This window comes from Thalassovita sp. (genome assembly GCF_963691685.1).
GTDB lineage: Bacteria > Pseudomonadota > Alphaproteobacteria > Rhodobacterales > Rhodobacteraceae > Thalassobius.
Map to the genome: position 1 here is coordinate 2459693 of NZ_OY829290.1, position 19546 is coordinate 2479238.

At 59.7% G+C, this 19546-nt stretch carries 19 protein-coding genes; 6 read left to right on the forward strand and 13 right to left on the reverse strand.

Annotation, left to right across the window (positions count from 1 at the left end):
* Nucleotides 1-61: 61 nt before the first annotated feature.
* Nucleotides 62-553, reverse strand: a complete 492-nt coding sequence (locus ACORLH_RS12000; protein WP_321828649.1) for an oxidoreductase — start codon at nt 551-553, stop codon at nt 62-64.
* Between the two features lie 265 nt (nt 554-818).
* Here ACORLH_RS12000 and ACORLH_RS12005 point away from each other — a divergent pair, with 265 nt between their 5' ends.
* The 3 genes from ACORLH_RS12005 to ACORLH_RS12015 are packed head-to-tail and all read left to right on the forward strand — an operon-like array spanning nt 819 to nt 2662.
* Nucleotides 819-1427 carry a response regulator transcription factor gene (locus ACORLH_RS12005; protein WP_321828650.1) on the forward strand — a complete coding sequence of 203 codons (609 nt, stop codon included), beginning with the start codon at nt 819-821 and terminating at the stop codon, nt 1425-1427.
* 20 nt (nt 1428-1447) lie between these two features.
* Nucleotides 1448-2233, forward strand: a complete 786-nt coding sequence (locus ACORLH_RS12010; RefSeq protein ID WP_321828651.1) for a helix-turn-helix transcriptional regulator — start codon at nt 1448-1450, stop codon at nt 2231-2233.
* A 42-nt stretch (nt 2234-2275) separates the two neighbouring features.
* A complete protein-coding gene (locus tag ACORLH_RS12015; protein ID WP_321828652.1) occupies nt 2276-2662 on the forward strand; it encodes a VOC family protein in 387 nt (128 codons plus the stop codon).
* 86 nt (nt 2663-2748) lie between these two features.
* Here the strand turns inward: ACORLH_RS12015 and ACORLH_RS12020 are convergent, their stop codons facing one another.
* From ACORLH_RS12020 to ACORLH_RS12030, 3 genes are read right to left on the reverse strand one after another with little or no spacing between them, the layout of a single operon-like run.
* Entirely contained in the window at nt 2749-3825 is a 1077-nt protein-coding gene (locus ACORLH_RS12020) for a dihydropteroate synthase (protein WP_321828653.1), read from the reverse strand.
* Nucleotides 3826-3834: 9 nt separating this feature from the next.
* On the reverse strand, nt 3835-4785 hold the full coding sequence (locus ACORLH_RS12025; protein WP_321828654.1) for a methylenetetrahydrofolate reductase: 951 nt from the start codon (nt 4783-4785) through the stop codon (nt 3835-3837).
* A gap of 41 nt (nt 4786-4826) precedes the next feature.
* Complete coding sequence (locus ACORLH_RS12030; protein ID WP_058242881.1) at nt 4827-5129, reverse strand: virulence factor; 303 nt, start codon at nt 5127-5129, stop codon at nt 4827-4829.
* 220 nt (nt 5130-5349) lie between these two features.
* Between ACORLH_RS12030 and ACORLH_RS12035 the strand changes: the two genes are divergently transcribed.
* Together ACORLH_RS12035 and ACORLH_RS12040 are read left to right on the forward strand one after the other, a co-directional pair.
* Entirely contained in the window at nt 5350-6462 is a 1113-nt protein-coding gene (locus ACORLH_RS12035; RefSeq protein ID WP_058242880.1) for a Ppx/GppA phosphatase family protein, read from the forward strand.
* Between the two features lie 188 nt (nt 6463-6650).
* Nucleotides 6651-7445, forward strand: a complete 795-nt coding sequence (locus ACORLH_RS12040; protein WP_321828655.1) for an RlmE family RNA methyltransferase — start codon at nt 6651-6653, stop codon at nt 7443-7445.
* An 86-nt stretch (nt 7446-7531) separates the two neighbouring features.
* On the opposite strand, the gene ACORLH_RS12045 is transcribed toward ACORLH_RS12040, so the two are convergent.
* The 8 genes from ACORLH_RS12045 to acs form a co-directional block, all read right to left on the reverse strand.
* Nucleotides 7532-7726, reverse strand: coding sequence for a hypothetical protein (locus ACORLH_RS12045; RefSeq protein ID WP_058242878.1), 195 nt, complete (start codon nt 7724-7726; stop codon nt 7532-7534).
* Nucleotides 7727-7870: 144 nt separating this feature from the next.
* Entirely contained in the window at nt 7871-9283 is a 1413-nt protein-coding gene (locus ACORLH_RS12050) for an exonuclease domain-containing protein (RefSeq protein ID WP_321828656.1), read from the reverse strand.
* Nucleotides 9283-9777, reverse strand: a complete 495-nt coding sequence (locus ACORLH_RS12055) for a hypothetical protein (RefSeq protein WP_321828657.1) — start codon at nt 9775-9777, stop codon at nt 9283-9285. Before ACORLH_RS12055 ends, ACORLH_RS12050 begins: the two co-directional genes overlap by 1 nt.
* A 114-nt stretch (nt 9778-9891) precedes the next feature.
* The gene (locus ACORLH_RS12060) at nt 9892-11709 is read right to left on the reverse strand and encodes a DUF294 nucleotidyltransferase-like domain-containing protein (protein WP_321828658.1); all 1818 of its coding nucleotides are present in this window, start codon (nt 11707-11709) and stop codon (nt 9892-9894) included.
* Nucleotides 11710-11919: 210 nt separating this feature from the next.
* Nucleotides 11920-13707, reverse strand: a complete 1788-nt coding sequence (locus ACORLH_RS12065) for a sodium:solute symporter family protein (protein ID WP_058242874.1) — start codon at nt 13705-13707, stop codon at nt 11920-11922.
* A 6-nt stretch (nt 13708-13713) separates the two neighbouring features.
* Nucleotides 13714-13995, reverse strand: a complete 282-nt coding sequence (locus tag ACORLH_RS12070; protein WP_058242873.1) for a DUF4212 domain-containing protein — start codon at nt 13993-13995, stop codon at nt 13714-13716.
* A gap of 52 nt (nt 13996-14047) precedes the next feature.
* Entirely contained in the window at nt 14048-14731 is a 684-nt protein-coding gene (locus tag ACORLH_RS12075; protein ID WP_321828659.1) for an adenylate kinase, read from the reverse strand.
* A gap of 15 nt (nt 14732-14746) precedes the next feature.
* A complete protein-coding gene (gene acs, locus ACORLH_RS12080) occupies nt 14747-16726 on the reverse strand; it encodes an acetate--CoA ligase (protein WP_321828660.1) in 1980 nt (659 codons plus the stop codon).
* 545 nt (nt 16727-17271) lie between these two features.
* Between acs and ACORLH_RS12085 the strand changes: the two genes are divergently transcribed.
* Nucleotides 17272-18180: an FAD:protein FMN transferase gene (locus ACORLH_RS12085; protein ID WP_321828661.1), complete on the forward strand. Its 909-nt coding sequence runs from the start codon at nt 17272-17274 to the stop codon at nt 18178-18180.
* A gap of 18 nt (nt 18181-18198) precedes the next feature.
* On the opposite strand, the gene xylA is transcribed toward ACORLH_RS12085, so the two are convergent.
* A complete protein-coding gene (xylA, locus tag ACORLH_RS12090; RefSeq protein ID WP_321828662.1) occupies nt 18199-19506 on the reverse strand; it encodes a xylose isomerase in 1308 nt (435 codons plus the stop codon).
* Nucleotides 19507-19546 lie beyond the last annotated feature (40 nt).

Sequence of the window (19546 nt, forward strand, 5' to 3'; positions counted from 1 at the left end):
AAGTCAGGCCCATCTAAGGGCCTGCATGGCTTTTTTGCCAGTTTTGCATCCGAGGTGCCAGTTAAGGCAGCGCGACAATCCGGTCCAACTGCCAAATACTTGACATGAATGTCAATTCTGTCTGAAACTCCGGCCCCTCGTCATAGGGGTAAACGATCCAAAGCGGGCCTTTTTCCCGCGCCGACATCAGATTTCCATTGTGGCGATAGGCGACCAACGCCTTGCTGCCCGGGATCTCATCCGCCTTAAATTCCACCAGGTATTCGTTCAGCGCCGAAAGCTCCAGCGTGCCTTCGCTGAGGCCCAGATGGGCAATCAGGTCTTCCAGCCACACACCGTCAAAGCGCTGAACCCCTTCGGTCCAGACGGTCGAGGTTTCAAATCCCGCCACCGGCAATTCCATCACCTCGCCCAGGGTCAGCTCCCGCATATCGCGGCCGCTGCCATCCTCATAGGTGACCGTCATGACAATGGTTTCAGGTGTCGGATCGGCCGAGCCCGCCCAAAGCGGTGCAGCAGGTCCCATCAGCGTCAACGCAGCCAAAGAAGCCATGACGAAACGCGCTAAACCTCGTCTTGAATGTTTCATAACCTCGACCTGTCTTGTTTCTTAAAACCCAGCTTGCGGAAATTGACACGGTGCGTCTAGAGGCCTATCCAACTGTATAGGGGGAATTTTCAGGCACCGTCCCCAGGTTCAACGCACAAATTTTCTCCTTATTGAACCACGGGAAGCGGCCGTCAAATTGACGTTCTGGTCATTTGCCCAAAGTTTTGTTTTATTGAAACGTGTTGGAATACCAAGGACCGCTTTTGCAATGACCAGAATTTTGATTGCTGACGACCACGATCTGGTGCGCGAAACCCTCGCAGCCTATCTGCGGGACATGGGGGATCTTCATGTCGATCAGGCGTCCAATTTCCAAGAAGCCATGGCGATGATCGAAAAAACCGGCAGTTATGAACTGGTCATGCTGGATTACACGATGCCGGGCATGAAACTGCCTGAGGGCCTGCTGAAAGCGATGGAAACCAACGAAGAGCTGCCCGTTGCCATTATTTCAGGCACCGCGTCGCCCGATGTGGCCCGCCGGGCGCTTTCCGCCGGGGCCTCGGGCTTCCTGCCCAAGACCATTGCGCCGGAAACGCTGATTTCTGCCGTGCAGCACCTGCTTAAGGGCGGGATTTACACGCCGCAGCATTTCCTGGATTCCGCACCGGGCAACACCGCAGATATTCACCTGACCCCACGGGAAATGGACGTGTTGCGCGGCATTTGTGAGGGCAAGGCCAACAAAGAGATTGCCCGCGACCTCGACGTGCAAGAGGTGACCGTCAAACTGCATGTCAAAACGCTCAGCCGCAAACTGCAGGCGCGCAACCGCACCCATGCCGCCATGATTGCCCGCGACAAGGATCTGGTCTGATCCGTTTTTGGGGCTGATCCATGCCCCTGCCCGCCGGTTACCGCGACCGCCAGCTGTCGCCGCGCCTGACCCGCTCGGTTGAGGCGTCCTGGACCCATCGCGCCACCGCAACAGGCACCTCGCTGGTGCTACCGGATGGCCGCTGTGACATTATCCTGCGTTACAACCGACTGAACCCCACGCCGCCGCATCTGGTGCTGACCGGCCCGGCCACCCGCGCCTTTGCGGTGCCGGAACAGCCCGGTGACTGCTGGATTGGCCTGCGCCTGCGCCCCTCTTACAGCCACCTGATCTGGGGCGATCGGCTGGCGGAAATGCAAGACAGATCGCTGCGGCAGTCCGATGCACTGGCACTCCTGCCTGAGGTCTCACTGCCGGCGGGCCCCACATCACCGCGCCAGTTGGCCCGCCTGCTCCAACAATCACTGTCCCCAAGGCTCAGCGTGGCACAGGCACCGGATGTGACTGAGGTGCTGGATCTGATCCACCACAGCGGCGGGCGCCTGCCCGTGCCCCGCCTAGCAGATCACCTGTCGCTCAGCCCACGCCAGCTGCAGCGCCGTTTTGCGCAAACCGTTGGCCTGTCGCCCAAAATCTATGCGCAATTGGTCCAGTTTCACCGCGCCCTGCGGCTGATCCGCGACGCCCACCTGCCGCTCAGCGCCGCGGGTTTTGAGGCAGGGTATAGCGATCAAAGCCATATGACCCGCGCCTTCAAGCGCTTCGGCGGCTTCACCCCGGCCCATGTGCCGCCAAACCTGACGCTGCCCCAATTGCATGTGGCGATTTCGCTGATCGATGTCTGATTTATCCAAGAGCGCCGCGGCCCGCCCTGCTAAACCCAGCCTATGAAACTAGGATACACCATCATCTACGTCGCCGATGTGCCGCAAACGGTCACATTTTACGAAACCGCCTTTGGCCTGTCCTGCCGCTTCCTGCATGACAGCCAGACCTACGCCGAGATGGAGACCGGCGCCACCGCACTGGCCTTTGCCGCGCTCGATGCCATTGAACTGAACGGCCTTGCCGTCAACCCCAACAGCGCCAAATCCCTCGCTGCCGCTTGGGAAATCTGCCTCGTCACGGAGGGCGTCGCGAGCGCTTACCAGACCGCGCTCAACGCCGGATGCAGCCCCGTTGTGCCCCCAACGGAAAAACCCTGGGGCCAGACGGTCGCTTACCTGCGTGACCTGAACGGCTGCCTTGTCGAACTAGCCACCCCAATCACCTAAGCAAAAAGGCGCCCCCGAAGGGCCGCCCTTTCAATGTTCCAAAAATGCTCCGGAGCGCGAGGCAGCGCCTCGCTCCCTCCCTCTCATCAAGCGCGGCGGCGGCGGCCACCACCACGGCGGCCACGCCCGCCTTCACCCGCATCACCCGCGGGTTTGTTGAACTTGATCCATTCAGCGCCACCCTCATCATTGTTGGTGAGGAAGTTGGCGGCACGGATCGCCTCCATCTCTTTACCAGCGCGCGGTTTGGTCGAGCCAAGACCGAACATCTGGCAGAACGCCTCATCATCCATGTCTGCGGGCAGAATGATGCCTGCCGCTTCCACTTCGGCCTTTTTCTCGGCCAGTTTCTTCGGCCCAACAGGCAACGCCACCGGGTTCATGATCGCTGAGGTCATGCCGGTCGCCATCGCCATCGGCAGGAAGGCGTTGTTGATGCCGTGCCGGTTCGGCAACCCGAAGGAGATGTTGGAGGCACCGCAGGTGGTGTTCACCCCCAGTTCATTGCGCAGACGTTTGTTCAGCTCAAACACCTGCAAACCAGCGGACCCCATGGCCCCCACCGGCATCACCAGCGGATCGACCACGATGTCATAGGCCGGAATGCCGAAATCGGCGGCGCGTTCGACGATCTTTTTGGCCACGGCAAAGCGCACTTCGGGATCTTCAGAAATCCCCGTGTCATCGTTGGAAATGGCCACCACCGGCACGTTGTATTTCTTGACCAGCGGCAGCACCAGCTCCAGCCGTTCCTCTTCACCAGTGACCGAGTTCAGCAGCGGGCGACCTTTGGCAGCGGCCAGACCGGCCTCAAGCGCACCGGGCACGGAGCTGTCGATACACAGCGGGCAATCGGTGACTTCCTGCACCTTTTCGACCAGCTGGCGCATCAGGTCAGGTTCAACAAAGTTGTTGTCGGCGTAGCGCGGATCTTCGGCCATCTTGTTGGAAAACACCGCGCCTGAGTTGATGTCGAGGATGGTGGCTCCAGCGGCCACCTGCGCCAGGGCATCTGCCTGCACGCGGGAAAAATCGCCCGCTTCCAGTTCCGCATTCAGGATCTTGCGGCCGGTGGGATTGATCCGTTCCCCAATCACGGTGAAGGGCTGATCGAAACCAATGATCGCGGTCTTGGTCGGGGATTCTACGATGGTGCGCGTCATGGCTCTTCCTTACTGCGACACTGCGGCTTCAGCCGCGAGGTTGGCGGGCACGGCAGCAGCGCCGCCGTTGTCGATCGCCCAATTGGCGTTGGTCTTGATCCCGCCCAGCGGGAAGAAGTGCACGTTGGTGATGTTGAAATCGGGGTTGGCGGCCCTGTGTGCCGCCAGTTTGGTCAACACATCGGTCGGCTCATAGGGCAGCAGCAGTTTGGTCACATCCATCGCGCGTTTCTGCAAGACCGACAGCGAAGGCCCAACACCACAGGCAATGGCAAATTTGATCAGGGTCTGCAGTTTTGCAGGACCAGCGATGCCAATGTGGATCGGCAGGGTGATGCCCTCAACGGTCAGACGGTTGGCCCAGTCGATAATCGGATCGGCGTCAAAAGCAAACTGGGTGGCCAGCGCGATTGAGGCATCGGTGCGCTCGTTGAACGCCTGTTTCCAGCGCAGCGCTTCCATCACCATTTTGTCGGACCCATCCGGGTCGATGTCTTTGTTGCCCTCAGGGTGGCCTGCCACATGCAGATGGGTGAAGCCCGCCTTGTCAAACAGGCCGGTTTCCATCAGCTGCATCGAGGAATGGAACTCCCCCACAGGGTTCGCAACACCACCCGCTAGCAGCAGCGCCTGTTTGACGCCGGCCTCGGACTGATAGCGGTTGATCCAGTCTTCCAGCGTGGCGGCATCTTTGATGATCCGCGCCGGGAAATGCGGCATGACATTGTAGCCGTCATCGCTGAGGCGCGCGGCGGTTTCCACCATGTCCTCAATCGGGGTGCCCTCAATGTGGGCGATGTAAACCCGGGTGCCTTCGGGCAGCAGATCGCGGAAATTGTCGATCTTGGCCGCAGTGCGCGGCATCACCTCGATCGAGTAGCCCTGCAGGAAGGCCTCCATCTGAGGGTTGACCGGATTTGTCGGGCGATCCTCCCGTTTGCGGAAATTCAGCAATGCCATCACGGCCTCCCTTATGTGTGTGATATGTGGCCAGCGCGGGGTCACCCGCGGTCCCACCCCTCATTTGCGATCAGTGCTTTGATCCGCTCCTGATCGTATTCCTCTTCCAGACGCGCGGCTTCGGCCGCGACAATCTCAGCCGGATCGCCCGCCATCTCGTAAGGATCGGCTTTGCGCCATTCCGCCAGATAGGCATCCGTGTCCGAGGCGCCAATTTTCATCGCGGCGCGGTCAATCGCCTGTTCAAACCGTTCTGCCAAAGGTTTCTTGGCGCCACGCCGCCCTTTGCCGACGATGACCTGTGCGGGAATATCGCGCCAGTAAACGATAGTGACGTCAGGCATGGGCTAAGTGATCCTTTGCAACAGTCGCGTTTGGGCGGTGTGATTCCGCCGCCCCTCTCTTTCCTGCTTAAACCGGTCAAATTGCGACACTAGGCCAAATTTCGACATTCCGAGGCGGTCCTGCGACCTTGGGTGAAATTTACGCTGCCGCCGCGCCACGCCTTGCGCCGAACCGCCAGAGAGACTACCGTGGGGGTAACTCGAAATGGAGGGCGTGACTATGGCGCCCAAGCGTCCCAGAGGTGCGGGCGCATTCCCGAAACCGGTTGAGAGCCCCGCGCCCAATCCGCCGGATCCGGCTGAGCTTTATGCGGCCCTGGATCTGGGTACAAATAGCTGCCGCATGCTGATTGCCCAGCCCAAGGGCAGTCAATTTCATGTGGTGGACAGCTTTTCAAAATCGGTGCAACTGGGCGCCGGTCTGGAAAGCACTGGACGGCTGAGTCGCGCCTCAATGGGGCGTACGGTTCAGGCGCTTCGGATCTGTCAGCAGAAGCTGAAACGCCACAAGGTGCGCCGGATGCGTCTGGTCGCCACCGAAGCCTGCCGCCGCGCCAAAAACTCACGCGAATTCATCCGTCAGGTGAAACGCGAAACCGGGCTGCAGCTGGACATCATCCAACCCGAAGAAGAGGCGCGCCTGGCGGTTATCTCCTGCGCGCCTCTGGTGTCGACCAAGACCGAACAGTTGCTGGTCGTCGATATTGGCGGTGGCTCAACCGAATTGGTGTGGATTGATCTGACATCGGTGCCAAAACGCGATCGCCCCCGTTCGATCATGCGGTTGCATTCGGGGTTTCAGACCGCCGACAGCCCCTTCCCCGCCGCCAAGGTGGTGGATTGGATTTCGGTGCCGCTTGGCGTCGCAACGCTGCGCGATCAGTTCCGCGATGTCGAAGATGACGCCGCGCGTTTTGCGCTGATGAGCTGGTTTTTTGAGGAAAACCTCTCTGAGTTTTCGCCTTACGCGGATGAGCAAACCCGCGAAGGGTTTCAGATCGTCGGCACCTCGGGCACGGTGACCACCGTGGCGGCCAGCCATCTGGGGCTGAAACGCTATGACCGGACCAAAGTGGACGGGCTACGCATGACGTCAGATCAGATCGACAAGGTGATCCGCAACTACCTCAGCCTTGGCCCGCAGGGACGCCGGCGCGATCCGCGCATTGGCCAGGACCGTCAGGCGCTGATCATGTCGGGTTCCGCAATCCTACAGGCGTTGCTGCGCTGCTGGCCAACCGATCGGCTGTCCGTGGCGGATCGGGGCCTGCGTGAAGGGCTGCTCTATGCGCAGATGAGTGCGGATGGGGTACTGGAAGATGGGCCGTTCTGACCCTAGATCTGGATCAAACAGCGGGTTTTGAGCCGGAAACGCACAGAAATCACGGCAATTGCCACGATCCGCCACACGCGGGCTTGGCATTTGGTGCAACTTGCGCCAAACCCACCCAAATCAGACGGACCGGGCCCTAAGGCCCGCAAACAAACGCCCAGCAACAGCAGGGCAACACAGGTAAGACGATGGCCAAGAAACCCGGCAAGAAAAAATACGGCGTCGGCAAACCCGGTGCAAACAAGAACACCTCTGGCCGTGGCCAGCGGGACCTGACGGTCAAGGTGAAGACCGCGCGCGGGCGAAAGATGTCCTCAACCCTTTGGCTGCAGCGGCAATTGAACGACCCTTACGTGAAACGGGCGCAGACCGATGGATACCGTGGCCGCGCTGCCTATAAGATCCTTGAACTGGATGACAAATACCGGTTCCTCGTACCCGGCGCACGGGTGGTGGATCTGGGCTGCGCGCCGGGCGGCTGGTGTCAGGTGGCGGTGCCCCGCATCAACGCGCTGGGTGAGAAAAAAGGCAAAGCCGTGGGCCGCATCATCGGTGTTGACCTGCAAGAGGTTGAGCCGATTGCCGGCGCGGAAATTCACCAACTCGACTTCATGGAAGATGACGCCGATCTGAAGGTCAAAGACTGGCTGGGCGGTCAGGCCGATGTTGTGATGTCGGATATGGCGGCGGCGTCTTCGGGGCACAAGCAGACCGACCACCTGCGCATCATCGCGCTCTGCGAAGCGGCGGCCTATCTGGCCTTTGACGTTTTGGACGAAGGCGGCACCTTTGTGGCCAAGGTTCTGGCCGGTGGCGCTGAGGGGGAGTTGCAGAAGCTGCTGAAGACCAAGTTCAAGAAGGTGGTGAACGTCAAACCGCCTGCGTCACGCTCTGACAGTTCGGAAAAGTTCGTGGTCGCCACAGGGTTTTACGGCAATCAGGATGCCGACCGGGACGGTGATCCGGATAACCCGCTGGGCTGATCCCAATCAGCGCCCAGAAACAGACCAGACACACAAAAGGCGACCCGTTGCGGTCGCCTTTTTCATTGCCACAATTTGGTCGGTGCTCAGAGCGCCGTTTTCTGCCAACCGGGGGCCGGCATCACGCTGGCGCTGGCCGCGCGGATCAGGCTTTCGGCGGTGATGTCCGTGATCGGCTCATCGCTGAAGCGACGGCGACGGTCCTGCAGGTTTTGCTGACGGATCAGTTCAAACAACCGGCCATGGCGCGGCTGAAAGCTGGTTTGGGAAAACTGGAACATGGCGCGTCCTCTCACTCGACCGGATTACTGGCTCTGTCCCTTTTTAGAACGGTCAAATGTGGCGCCATTTCAGCGGATTTCGTGCAAAAGCGGGGAGATTTTGCCGTCCCCCCGCTTTTGCGCAAACTTATGCCACCTTTTGGATCAGTTGAGATCCTTGAGGATCCGCCCGTGTTTGCGGGTGTGCTGCAACAGATCGCCAAAGGTCTCAATGCCACGGGCCTCAAGCATCGGGATCAGACGGCAGAGCACTTCGGCCGTGGCGCGGGCATCGCCTATCGCTGTGTGCCGCAGGGTCGACGGGATCACCACGCCAAGCCGTTCACACAGGGCATCCACCGTGTGGGTTTCGCTGGCGCCGAACACCACGGCTGAGGCCAGAACGGTATCCAGCACCGGGTTCGGCCATTCCAGATTGGCGCGTTTGCCGTAGCGGTGCATGAAGGCCATATCAAACGGCGCGTTATGAGCCACCAGAACGGTAGAGCGGGCGAACTCGTGGAATTCGCGGGTCGCATCCTCAATCATTGGCGCGTTCTGCACCATCGCATCGGTGATCCCATGCACCTTGGTTGAGGCTGCGGGGATCGGCACCAGCGGATTGACGAGGCTTTCCATCTCCTCGCCCTCCACGATCTTGTTACGCACCACACGCACCGCGCCGATCTGCACAACCTCATCTTTGTGTGGCAGCAGGCCGGTGGTTTCGGTGTCAAACACGCAGTAGGTCAGTTCCGACAGTTTCAGATCATCGACCGAGGTACCTTCGTTTTGCTCAAGCAATTCAAAGTCATAGATCAGCGGACGTGAGGCATCCGGCGCCAGCACCACCTCGGAGCTTTCGATGATCAACATATAGCCGGTGCCGCTGTCCAAAGGCTTCATCCGGATCTCAAAGTTCTGCCGCTTTGCGGAGCCAAGCGCGCGGAAGGTCACCTCTTCGCCGGTCTGCATCAGCGTTTCCCAGGCGGCCTCAACCGCTTTGCGATCGAAGTAGTCGAAAATATCAGTGTTCAGACGGGGTGCCTGGATCTGCGCCAACACCGCGGCGGCCTGACCGTCATAAAGCACGATCTGGTGGTTGGAGTTCACCAGGATCATCGCCAGCGGAATTTCAGTCAGCAGCTTGGTCAGCCGTTCCTTTTCCAGTTCCAGCTTCTGGGTTTTGGTGGCAATCGCCCCGGCCGTGTTCATCGAGGCCTCAATCAGCTGACGTGTCACTGCCTCGGCCGCCGGGCCAAGATCGCCCAGGTACCTGGCCCCCGCCATATCCATATGGTGGTTCACACCCGCATGGGCCCCGGCCCGCATCCGCGCGGCCACGCGTTCAATCGGCTTGGCAACGTTTTCGTCAAACAGCAGCCACACACCCATGACCATCCCCATGAGGCCAAAGCCAGCAATAATCGCTGCCTGCGCAAAGGCGCTGGTCAGATCGCCCTCCTGCGCGGCCTCATATCCAAAATAGAGCGCCAACCCAAACAGGCCGACCCCGCCCAAGCCCATCAGGGCAAAGAACAGAAAAACCCGCAAGCGAAGGCTGAGGTTTACTAACATCAAGCTGTCCCTCCACAGACAATCTTGTAAAGCCCATCATCTGTTGCCAGAGGGGCCCAATTGGCGTTCTCAATGCCGCCATCTGCACCAAATTCTGCGCCACCCAGTTCCGCCTGCTGCGCAGCAGGGCAATCGATCAGCATCGGCACCAGCTGTACCGGCGCCCAGCGACCAAAAAATGCAACTTCAACCATATGCTGCCCTTCAAATGCATCGTTTGTACGAATGGATAGGGTGTCCACAGCCATAAAACGGCTGACATAAGGAAAAGCATAGGTCCATGGACGATAAAAAGCGCGATCTTCTACTTTTTTTGCAACTTCAAAGCCGTCGGGCATGTTGTTGGCGGTGCGGTCGAACCAGCCATATTCACTGCTGATCGTGGCGGCCAGCATTGCCAGACCGGCCACAACCGGGGTCAACCAGCGGGGCAGACGGCCGCGCACCACCTTATTGAGCAGCATAATACCGCCCGCCGCAGCGATCCCTGCCACAAAGGTTGCGATTAATTCCAAAAACATCTCGTCTTGTCCCCCTCGTCTTCGCCCCGCACATGGGGGTTATACCCCGCTTCGCCTCAAACGACAGCGGTCATCTTGATTTACACTTTAGCTGACGCTGCCACGACCATGCCCCAGCGCCGATTGCAGTGACTTGATCACCACGAAGGCGTTGCGCAGGTGGCTGCGTTCCAGATCAGACAGTTCTGAAGGCGCCATATAGTTGTCCGGCGCCTCACCACGCTGGATCTGGCGCGCCTGATGGGCCAGTCGGTTTTCTGCGATCAGATCATAGGCGTCCAACAGATCCCGCGCGCCAGAAGGTGACAGCGCGCCCGCCTCCGCCGCCAGTTCCAGACGGGCGCGCGTGTTGACCTGCGCGATCTGCCCCTGCAGCGCATAGACCCGCCCCATATCCACCACCGGCACCACACCGTTGTGTTTCATGTCCAGCGTGTTTTTGTGCTCCCCGGACCGGATCGTGGCAAAGCCCCGCAGCAACCCCAACGGCGGCGTATGTTTCAGCGAGTTGCTGACCATATGTGCCACAAAAATGGAGTTGTCGCTGGCGCTTTTCAGCGTGTCTTCCTGCAGATCCTCAAACAGGGCCTTGCTGCCGCCAATGGGGCGCAAATCAAACATGACCGAGGCCAGCATCTGTGCCTCAGGGTCCGGGGTTTTGATCCAGCGGCTGAAATAATCCCGCCAGACATGCTGCGGCTGACACCATTGCGGGTTCGTCGCCATCATATCGCCGGGGCAATAGACGTAGCCGCAGGTGTTCAGGCCATCACAGACAAAGGCTGCCAGTTCAGCGAAGTAACCCATCTGATCTGCGGTGACGTCATCATGCAGGATCATGCAGTTGTCCTGATCGCTGACGCCTGTCTGTTCCTGCCGCCCCTGCGATCCACAGGCCAGCCACAGATAGGGCACCGGCGGCGGGCCCAGCATATCCTCAGCCAAGGCCAACAAACGGCGGGTGGCGGTGTCTGCCACATCGGTAATCAGGCGGGTCACCACCTCATGCCGGTTTCCGGCCCCGACCAGTTGCACCAGCAGCTGCGGAATACGTGCGGTGACCTCGGCCATCTCCTCGGCCGTTGTTGCATGGGCAACCTCTGAGACCAGCTCGGCCGAGCTGACCGCCTGAAACCGGGTCAGATCCGTCTGGCTGACCATGCCAACCAATTTGCGCCCTTCGCAGATCGGGATATGGCTGATGCGATGTTCCATCATCATATGCAGCACATCTGACCCAATAGCAGAAGGCGCCAGCGTCAGCGGTTCACGGGTCATAATTTCGGACACTTTACTGTCCAGCGGTCGGGCATCCGCCAGCGCACCTGCCATATCGCGCACCGTCACGATGCCCTTAAGCCGCCCCCCGGTGGCAACACAGAGCGAAGAAATGCGCCGGTCACGGATCTGCTGCGCCGCCTGCTGGATGGTCACCTCAGGGGTGCAGGCCACCGGATCGCGGGTCATCAGATCGGCCACTTTGGTTGAGGCCAGATCATCCTTCTGAACCCGCGCGCGGGAGCGGTCAAAGAACCGCCGCGCCTGTGCATTGCGGGCGATCAGCTCGGCAAAGGCCACCGCAGGCAGCAACAGGCAGGTGGTATCTTCCAGCGCCCGGGCTGAGGTCAGCGCAACCCCATCGCGCAGCAGACCACGTTCCCCGAAGGAGTTGCGCACCCCCAACAGGGACAGGGGCACATCGTTTTCATCGCGCACTTCCACCTGCCCCTTGTGGATCACATAAAGACCGGCCTGCGCTACCCCGCGCTGATAGATCTGCTGCCCCTTCTCAAAGCGCTGCCATTCGAACTGATCCAGCAGCGGCGCCAGCGCGTCCGGCTCCATCGTGTCATAGGGGTGCAGTGAGGTAAGGAAGCGATGCAGATCAGCTGTGGCCTTGGTCATCACGATCTCCGGTAAATTTGGAAACAGGCGAGTGCCCCCGCCCTATCAACCCTGGCTGCGCCACACCTTGACGCAGAACAAAAACAGCCCCGGGCACGGGGGACCACATTGGCAAACACGCCATACCAGAAACAAAAACATCCCGCCCAGAACCCCGGGCGGGATGAAATGAATGGGGCACGGAGGGAGGGTGCACCCCATTCACGGGGATCAGTGATCCTGAGCGGCACCGGCACCACGCGGGATGCGGACGCTTTCGACCAGATCTTTGATCTCTTGCGGGGTCTCTTTGGTCATGCCGGCAACAACGTAAGCAACGGTGAAGTTGATGGCTGCGCCGATGGCCCCAAAGGAGGTGGACTTCACAGTGCCCAGCAGCGGATCAGCATCGGTGAAGCTGTTGGTGCCGGGGATGAAGAGCCAACCCTTGTGCAGGAAGATGTAGACCAGGGTGACACCCAGACCGGCCAGCATGCCAGCCACTGCGCCGGTGTTGTTGATCTTCTTCGAGAAGATCCCCATCATCAGCGCCGGGAAGATCGATGCCGCTGCCAGACCGAAGGCCAAGGCCACGGTTTGCGCTGCAAAGCCCGGAGGGTTGAGACCCAGATAGGTCGCGACGGCAATGGCCACAGCCATAGCGATACGGGCCGACAGAAGTTCGCCCTTTTCGCTGATCTGAGGGTTGATCGAGCCTTTGATCAGGTCGTGCGACACAGCCGAGGAGATCGCCAGCAGCAGACCCGCAGCCGTCGACAGCGCTGCTGCCAGACCACCCGCGGCCACCAGACCGATCACCCAACCCGGCAGGTTGGCAATCTCAGGATTGGCCAGAACCAGGATGTCACGGTTGAACTTGGTCAGCTCATTGCCTTCCCAGCCTTTTTCAGCGGCCATCGCCTGAAGGTCAGCCGATTTGTCGTTGTAGTACTGGATCTGGCCGTCGCCGTTCTTGTCTTCCCAGCCCAACAGGCCGGTTTTTTCCCAGGTTGCCATCCAGGCGTACTGCGGATCGTTTTCGATCTGCTCAACGCTGACTGCTTCGCCCGAGATGCCGCCGTTCGGCCACATCATTTCGGTGATGTTCAGACGCGCCATAGCACCCACAGCCGGAGCCGTCAGATACAGCAGCGCAATGAACACCAGCGCCCAGCCTGCCGACCAACGGGCGTCAGACACTTTGGGAACGGTGAAGAAGCGCATGATGACGTGCGGCAGACCCGCGGTACCGATCATCAGCGACAGGGTGAAGAGCACCATGTTGAAGGTGTCGCTCTGGTGTGCGGTGTATTCGTTGAAGCCCAGTTCCTTCACGATCGCATCCAATTTCGCCAGGAGCGGCTCACCCGAAGCAGCGTGATCGCCAAACAGACCCAGTGCCGGGATCGGATTACCGGTCAGCTGCAGCGAGATGAAGATCGCCGGGATGGTGTAGGCCATGATCAGCACAACGTACTGTGCCACCTGGGTGTAGGTCACACCCTTCATGCCGCCGAACACAGCATAGGCAAACACAACACAGGCGCCGATCAGCAGGCCAGCGGTGTTGGAAACCTCAAGGAAACGACCAAAGGCCACGCCCACACCGGTCATCTGACCGATCACATAGGTGGTCGAGGCAACGATCAGACAGATCACGGCCACGATACGGGCGGTGGGGCTGTAGAAACGATCGCCGATGAATTCCGATACGGTGAACTTGCCGAACTTGCGCAGGTAAGGCGCCAGCAGCAGGGCCAGCAGCACGTAACCACCGGTCCAGCCCATCAGGAAGGTCGAGTTGTCATAGCCGGTGAAGGCAATCAGACCGGCCATCGAGATGAACGAAGCCGCCGACATCCAGTCCGCAGCCGTCGCCATACCGTTGGTGACCGGGTGCACACCGCGGCCTGCGGCGTAGAACTCAGACGTGGACCCGGCACGGGCCCAGATCGCGATGCCGATGTAAAGCGCGAAGGACGCACCAACAAACAGCAGGTTAATGGTAAACTGATCCATAAGTCCTTACTCCTCGTCGACGCCGAATTCACGGTCCAGCTTGTTCATGCGCCAGGCGTAGTTGAAGATCAGCGCCAGAAAGACCAGGATCGATCCCTGCTGGGCAAACCAGAAGCCAAGGTCAGTGCCGCCAACGCTGATGCCTGCCAGCATCGGGCGCAGCAGAATGCCAAAGCCGAATGAAACCAGCGCCCAGATGATGAGGCTGATGTAGATGATACGCAGGTTGGCCGACCAATAGGTCTGGTCCGAGGCCTGCGCGCTAGATGCAGTTTGTTGATCCGCCATTGCGGTCCTCCTTCTCCTCCAAGTCCGGGCTGACCACGGCCAGCCCGAAATCTCACGCCATTGCCGCTTGGGTAATGGCTGCAAGTTCTTTTGCGATCACGTCGATTTCCCCCATCGCATCAATACGTTGCAGGGAACCCTTCGTGTCGTAATAGGTGATCAGCGGCGCGGTCTGGGCGTGATAGGCCTCCAGCCGAGCGCCCACGGTTTCCGCGTTGTCATCGGCGCGGCGTTTGAAATCGCCACCGCCGCATTTGTCACAGGCGCCTGCCTGTGCCGGTTGTTTGAACTGATCGTGGTAGCCTTCGCCGCAGCCCCCGCAGGTGTAGCGACCCGACACGCGGGTCACCATCGCGGCATCATCAACCTCAAGGCTGACGGCGGCGTTGATCCGCTGGCGGCTTTCGGCCAGCAGACCATCCAGCGCCTCGGCCTGAACCGTGGTGCGTGGGAAGCCATCAAGGATGACCCCCTTGGCGCAATCCGGCGCAGCCAGGCGGTCCCGCAGGATGGCGATCACGATCTCATCACTGACCAGCCCGCCACTGTCCATCGCGGCCTTGGCGCGTTTGCCTGCCTCGGTGCCTTTGGCAACCGCGTCGCGCAGCAGATCACCGGTGGACAGCTGCACAAGGCCAAATTGCTCTTCCAGCATACGGGCCTGTGTGCCCTTCCCAGCGCCCGGAGGGCCAAGAAGGATCAGAACGGCCGGGATGGTTTCAACGGCTACATCCATTGCGATCACCCCCAATCAATCAGCACGGTTCATGCGGTTTTCGATCAGGTCATCGACCACCGAAGGATCCGCCAGCGTCGAGGTATCGCCGAGGCTGCCAAAATCATCTTCGGCAATCTTGCGCAGGATACGGCGCATGATCTTGCCCGAACGGGTTTTCGGCAGGCCCGGCGCCCACTGGATCAGATCGGGGCTGGCAATGGGGCCAATCTCGGTCCGCACCCAGGTGCGCAGCTCTTTCTTCAGATCATCCGAGGGCTCTTCGCCGTTCATCAGGGTCACGTAGCAGTAGATGCCCTGCCCTTTGACGTCATGCGGATAGCCCACCACCGCGGCCTCAGCCACTTTGGCATGGGCCACAAGGGCGCTTTCCACTTCGGCTGTGCCCATCCGGTGACCTGATACATTGATCACATCGTCCACACGGCCGGTGATCCAGTAATCACCATCGGCGTCACGGCGACAGCCGTCACCAGCAAAGTAGTAGCCTTTGTAATCGCTGAAATAGGTCTTCTCAAACCGTTCGTGATCGCCCCAGACGGTGCGCATCTGACCGGGCCAGCTGTCGGCGATGCAGAGCACCCCTTCGGTCGGCACGTCGTGGATTTCTTCGCCTGACTGCGGGTCCAGAACCACTGGTTTTACACCAAAGAAGGGCTTCATCGCCGCGCCCGGCTTGGCCGCATGGGCGCCCGGCAGCGGGGTCATCATGTGACCGCCGGTTTCGGTCTGCCACCAGGTGTCAACGATGGGGCAGTTTCCTTTGCCGACATTGTCGTTGTACCAGTTCCAAGCCTCAGGGTTGATCGGTTCACCCACGGTGCCCAGCACCTTCAGCGACGACAGATCGTAGTTTTCTACAAACTCAGTGCCCTGCCCCATCAGCGCGCGGATCGCGGTCGGCGCGGTGTAGAACTGGTTCACCTTGTGCTTTTCGCAAACCGCCCAGAAGCGACCGGCATCCGGATAGGTCGGCACCCCTTCGAACATCAGCGTGGTGGCGCCATTGGCCAGCGGGCCGTAGATGATGTAGCTGTGGCCGGTGACCCAGCCCACATCCGCGGTGCACCAGAAGATATCACCGTCTTTGTAATCAAAGACATATTCATGGGTCATCGCAGCATAGGCCAGATACCCGCCCGAGCAATGCACCACGCCCTTGGGCTGACCGGTGGAGCCGGAGGTGTAGAGGATGAACAGCGGATCTTCGGCGCTCATCTCAGCCGGGCGGCAGTAATCATCCGCCTCCAGCGCCATTTCGTTGTAGTCAAAGTCACGCCCATCGATCCACGTGGTCTGATCACCAGTGCGCTTAACCACCAGACACTTCACTGTGTCCTTGGTGTGCAGCAATGCAGCGTCAGCGTTGGATTTCAGGGGCGTCTTGCGGCCGCCGCGGGGGGCGGTGTCAGCGGTGATGATGACCTTGGCATCACAACCGTTGATCCGCGCGGCCAGCGCGTCGGGGGAGAAGCCCGCAAAGACAATCGAATGAATGGCGCCGATCCGGGCACAGGCCAGCATGGCATAAGCCGCCTCGGGGATCATTGGCAGGTAGATGACAACCCGGTCGCCTTTGCGCACGCCCAGTTCTTCCAGCACGTTGGCCATACGGCAGACGCTGGTGTGCAGCTGTTTGTAAGTGATGTGCTGCGCGGCTTCATCGGGGTTGTCGGGTTCAAAGATGATCGCGGTCTGATCGCCGCGCGTATCCAGATGGCGATCAATGCAGTTGGCGGCCACGTTCAGGGTGCCGTCTTCGAACCATTTTATGTCAATTTTGCCCGGCTCAAAGCTGGTATTCTTCACATTGGTGAAGGGTTTGATCCAGTCCAAACGTTTGCCATGTTCGCCCCAAAAAGCTGCAGGATCAGCAATCGAGGCGGCATACATTTCTTCGTATTTCGCGGCATCGATATGCGCGTTTTCAGCGAAATCTGCGGGGACAGGCACGACAGACGGGGTCTGGGTTTCGGTAGCTTGGTCAAGCGACATGCGAGGCTCCTCCCTTGAGCTATGTGACACAGCCGGTCCGGGCCTCCGTTCCCAAACAGGCAAACTGCGCGTTGATTGTGAGCATACGCAAAAATGAAAACAAATAAATAAGCACCTATTTTGAAAAGAAAATTCTGTAAATAATTTTCCTTACCTCCACACAGATTGTAAAAACAGCATGCGTATGTACGGGCAAAAGCAAAGAAATCAACAGGATTTGCTGTCAAAAACGCGCGGCCGGATTGACGCGGCGCGCAGGGCAAATCTCCGTATTTTTACGGATAGTCGTCCGGATAGGCGCCGCTGCGTCACTTCGCCTCAATGGCGGGGACGGTGTGAACACCCCAACGGGCGCCCACAGCGTTGAGGCACCGGTGCGTTGACGCGAATTTTCTGAGGATTGCAACCTATCCGTGCGCCGGCCTTGATGATAAGATGACTCCTATTCTCACGTTTATGGTCCAAACGCCGGACCGCCCTATTTCAAGACCACACTCACCCACACCCGATCTTTGTCCCCCGCTTATTGATCGCTAGGACCCCTAATGAAACACAATCGCAGCGCTGAAATTGCCGCACCGCTGGAAGGTTACGACTACAACTGGACAAACACGCCTGTGCGCTGGACCGGTGCCGCCCTTGGGGCGGAGGTCTCCCTGGTGCTGGACGCCCCGCGCCTGGTGGCGGAGGCTGCCTTGCAACACGCGGTGGCGACGCTGCAGCAGATGGAACAGATGTTTAACCTCTACAGCGACGACAGCCTTTTGGGGCAGCTCAACGCAACGGGGCATCTGGCCAATCCACCAGCACCCTTTCTGGACCTTTGCGATCACGTGACCCGCGTACATGTCGCCACCGGCGGTCTGTTTGATCCAACCATCCAACCGCTGTGGCGCAGCCTGTCAGATGGTGACAATCCCAGCCCGGCGCGCGCCAGCATCGGCTGGAAACATGTGGAGGTCTCCACCCGTGAAATCCGGCTGAAGCCCGGACAGAAGATCAGCTTCAACGGTATCGGACAGGGCTTCGCCACCGATCTGGTGACTGAGGCGCTGCGCACGCTTGGCATCCGTCAGGCCCTGATCCAAATCGGTGAGCTGGCGGTGATCGGTGGCCCGTTTGACCTGCGCCTTGCACCGCCGGGCGGCTATCGCACCCGTAAGATCACGCTGAAGGACAGTGCAATCTGCGTCTCACGGCCGCGCGCCCATCTGGTGGGCAACACCAGCCATATTCTGCATCCGCAGGGTCTGCCCTTTGGCGAAAACTGGGCCATGGTTCTGTGCCGATCCACCAGCGCCAGCCTGGCCGACGCCTGCGCCACGGCCTTCACCATGATGACACGGGCGCAAATTGAAAAAGCCCGGGATCACATTCCCGAGCTTGATCACATCACACTGATCGCCGAAGGCGGTGAAACCGTCGAACTGGGCCGCCCAACCGCAGTAGATTGAGCCGCCCAGCGGATCGCATCAGACGAAGCGGTTCACGTAGTTTTCCAGGATTTCCTGACGGCCCGAGCGTGGCTCGGGGTTGATGTTTTCCGACAGCACCCGGTTGGTGATGCTTTCCAGATCGCTGCCCAGCATGTTTTGCGAGACGTCTTTTTGCCAACCGGCATAGCGATCGCTCAGCGCCTGCTCCAGCCCGCCATCTTCGATCATTGCGGCGGCCGCTTTCAGGCCACGGGCACAGATGTCCATCGCGCCAACATGGGCAGCAATCAGATCACCGGCGTCCAGCGACTGGCGGCGCAGCTTGGCGTCAAAGTTGGTGCCACCGCTGGTGAAACCGCCGGATTTCAGGATGTGGTAGTAGCACAGGGCCACCTCAGGCGTGTTGTTGGGGAATTGATCCGTGTCCCAGCCCGACTGATAGTCGTTGCGGTTCATGTCGATCGACCCCAGCATGCCCTCGGCCGTTGCGGTGGCGATCTCATGCTCAAAGCTGTGGCCCGCCAGAATGGCATGGCCCTGCTCAAGATTCAGTTTCACCTCATTTTCCAGACCGTATTTGCGCAGGAACCCGATGCAGGTTGCCGCGTCAAAGTCATACTGGTGCTTGGAGGGCTCCTGCGGTTTCGGCTCCACCAGAATGGCGCCTTTGAAGCCGATCTTATGTTTGTAATCGACCACCATGTTGAGGAACCGGCCCATGTGATCCAGCTCCTGGCCCATATCGGTGTTGAGCAGCGTCTCATAGCCCTCACGCCCACCCCAGAGCACGTAGTTTTCACCGCCCAGCTTATGGGTTGCGTCCATACAGGACTTCACGGTCGCCGCCGCAAAGGCAAAGACATCGGGATCTGGGTTGGTTGAGGCGCCCGACATCCAGCGACGATGGCTGAACATATTGGCCGTGCCCCATAAGAGCTTGGTCTTGCTGCTCTGCATCTTCTCACCGATGTAATCAGTGATCTCATTCAAGGTTGCCAGATTGTCGGCGAAATTGCCCTGTTCGGGACGCACATCCGCATCATGCCAGCAGAAAAACGGCACGTTCAGCAGATCGAACATTTCAAAGGCCACATCCGCCTTCATCTTGGCGCGGCCCATATCATCCTGGGGATGCCAGGGGCGAATGAAGGTCTGGCCGCCAAAAGGATCGCCGCCCTCCCAGGCGAAGCTGTGCCAATAGGCGACGGCAAAGCGCAGATGATCTTCCATCCGTTTGCCCATGACCACTTCATCGGGGTTGTAGTGGCGGAAGGCCATCGGGTTGGTGCTGTCCGCACCTTCATATTTGACGGGCGCGATGCCGTCGAAAAACTGCGTGCTCATGTCACTGTCCTTGATCTCTGTGGCCCCGGACCAAATGCCC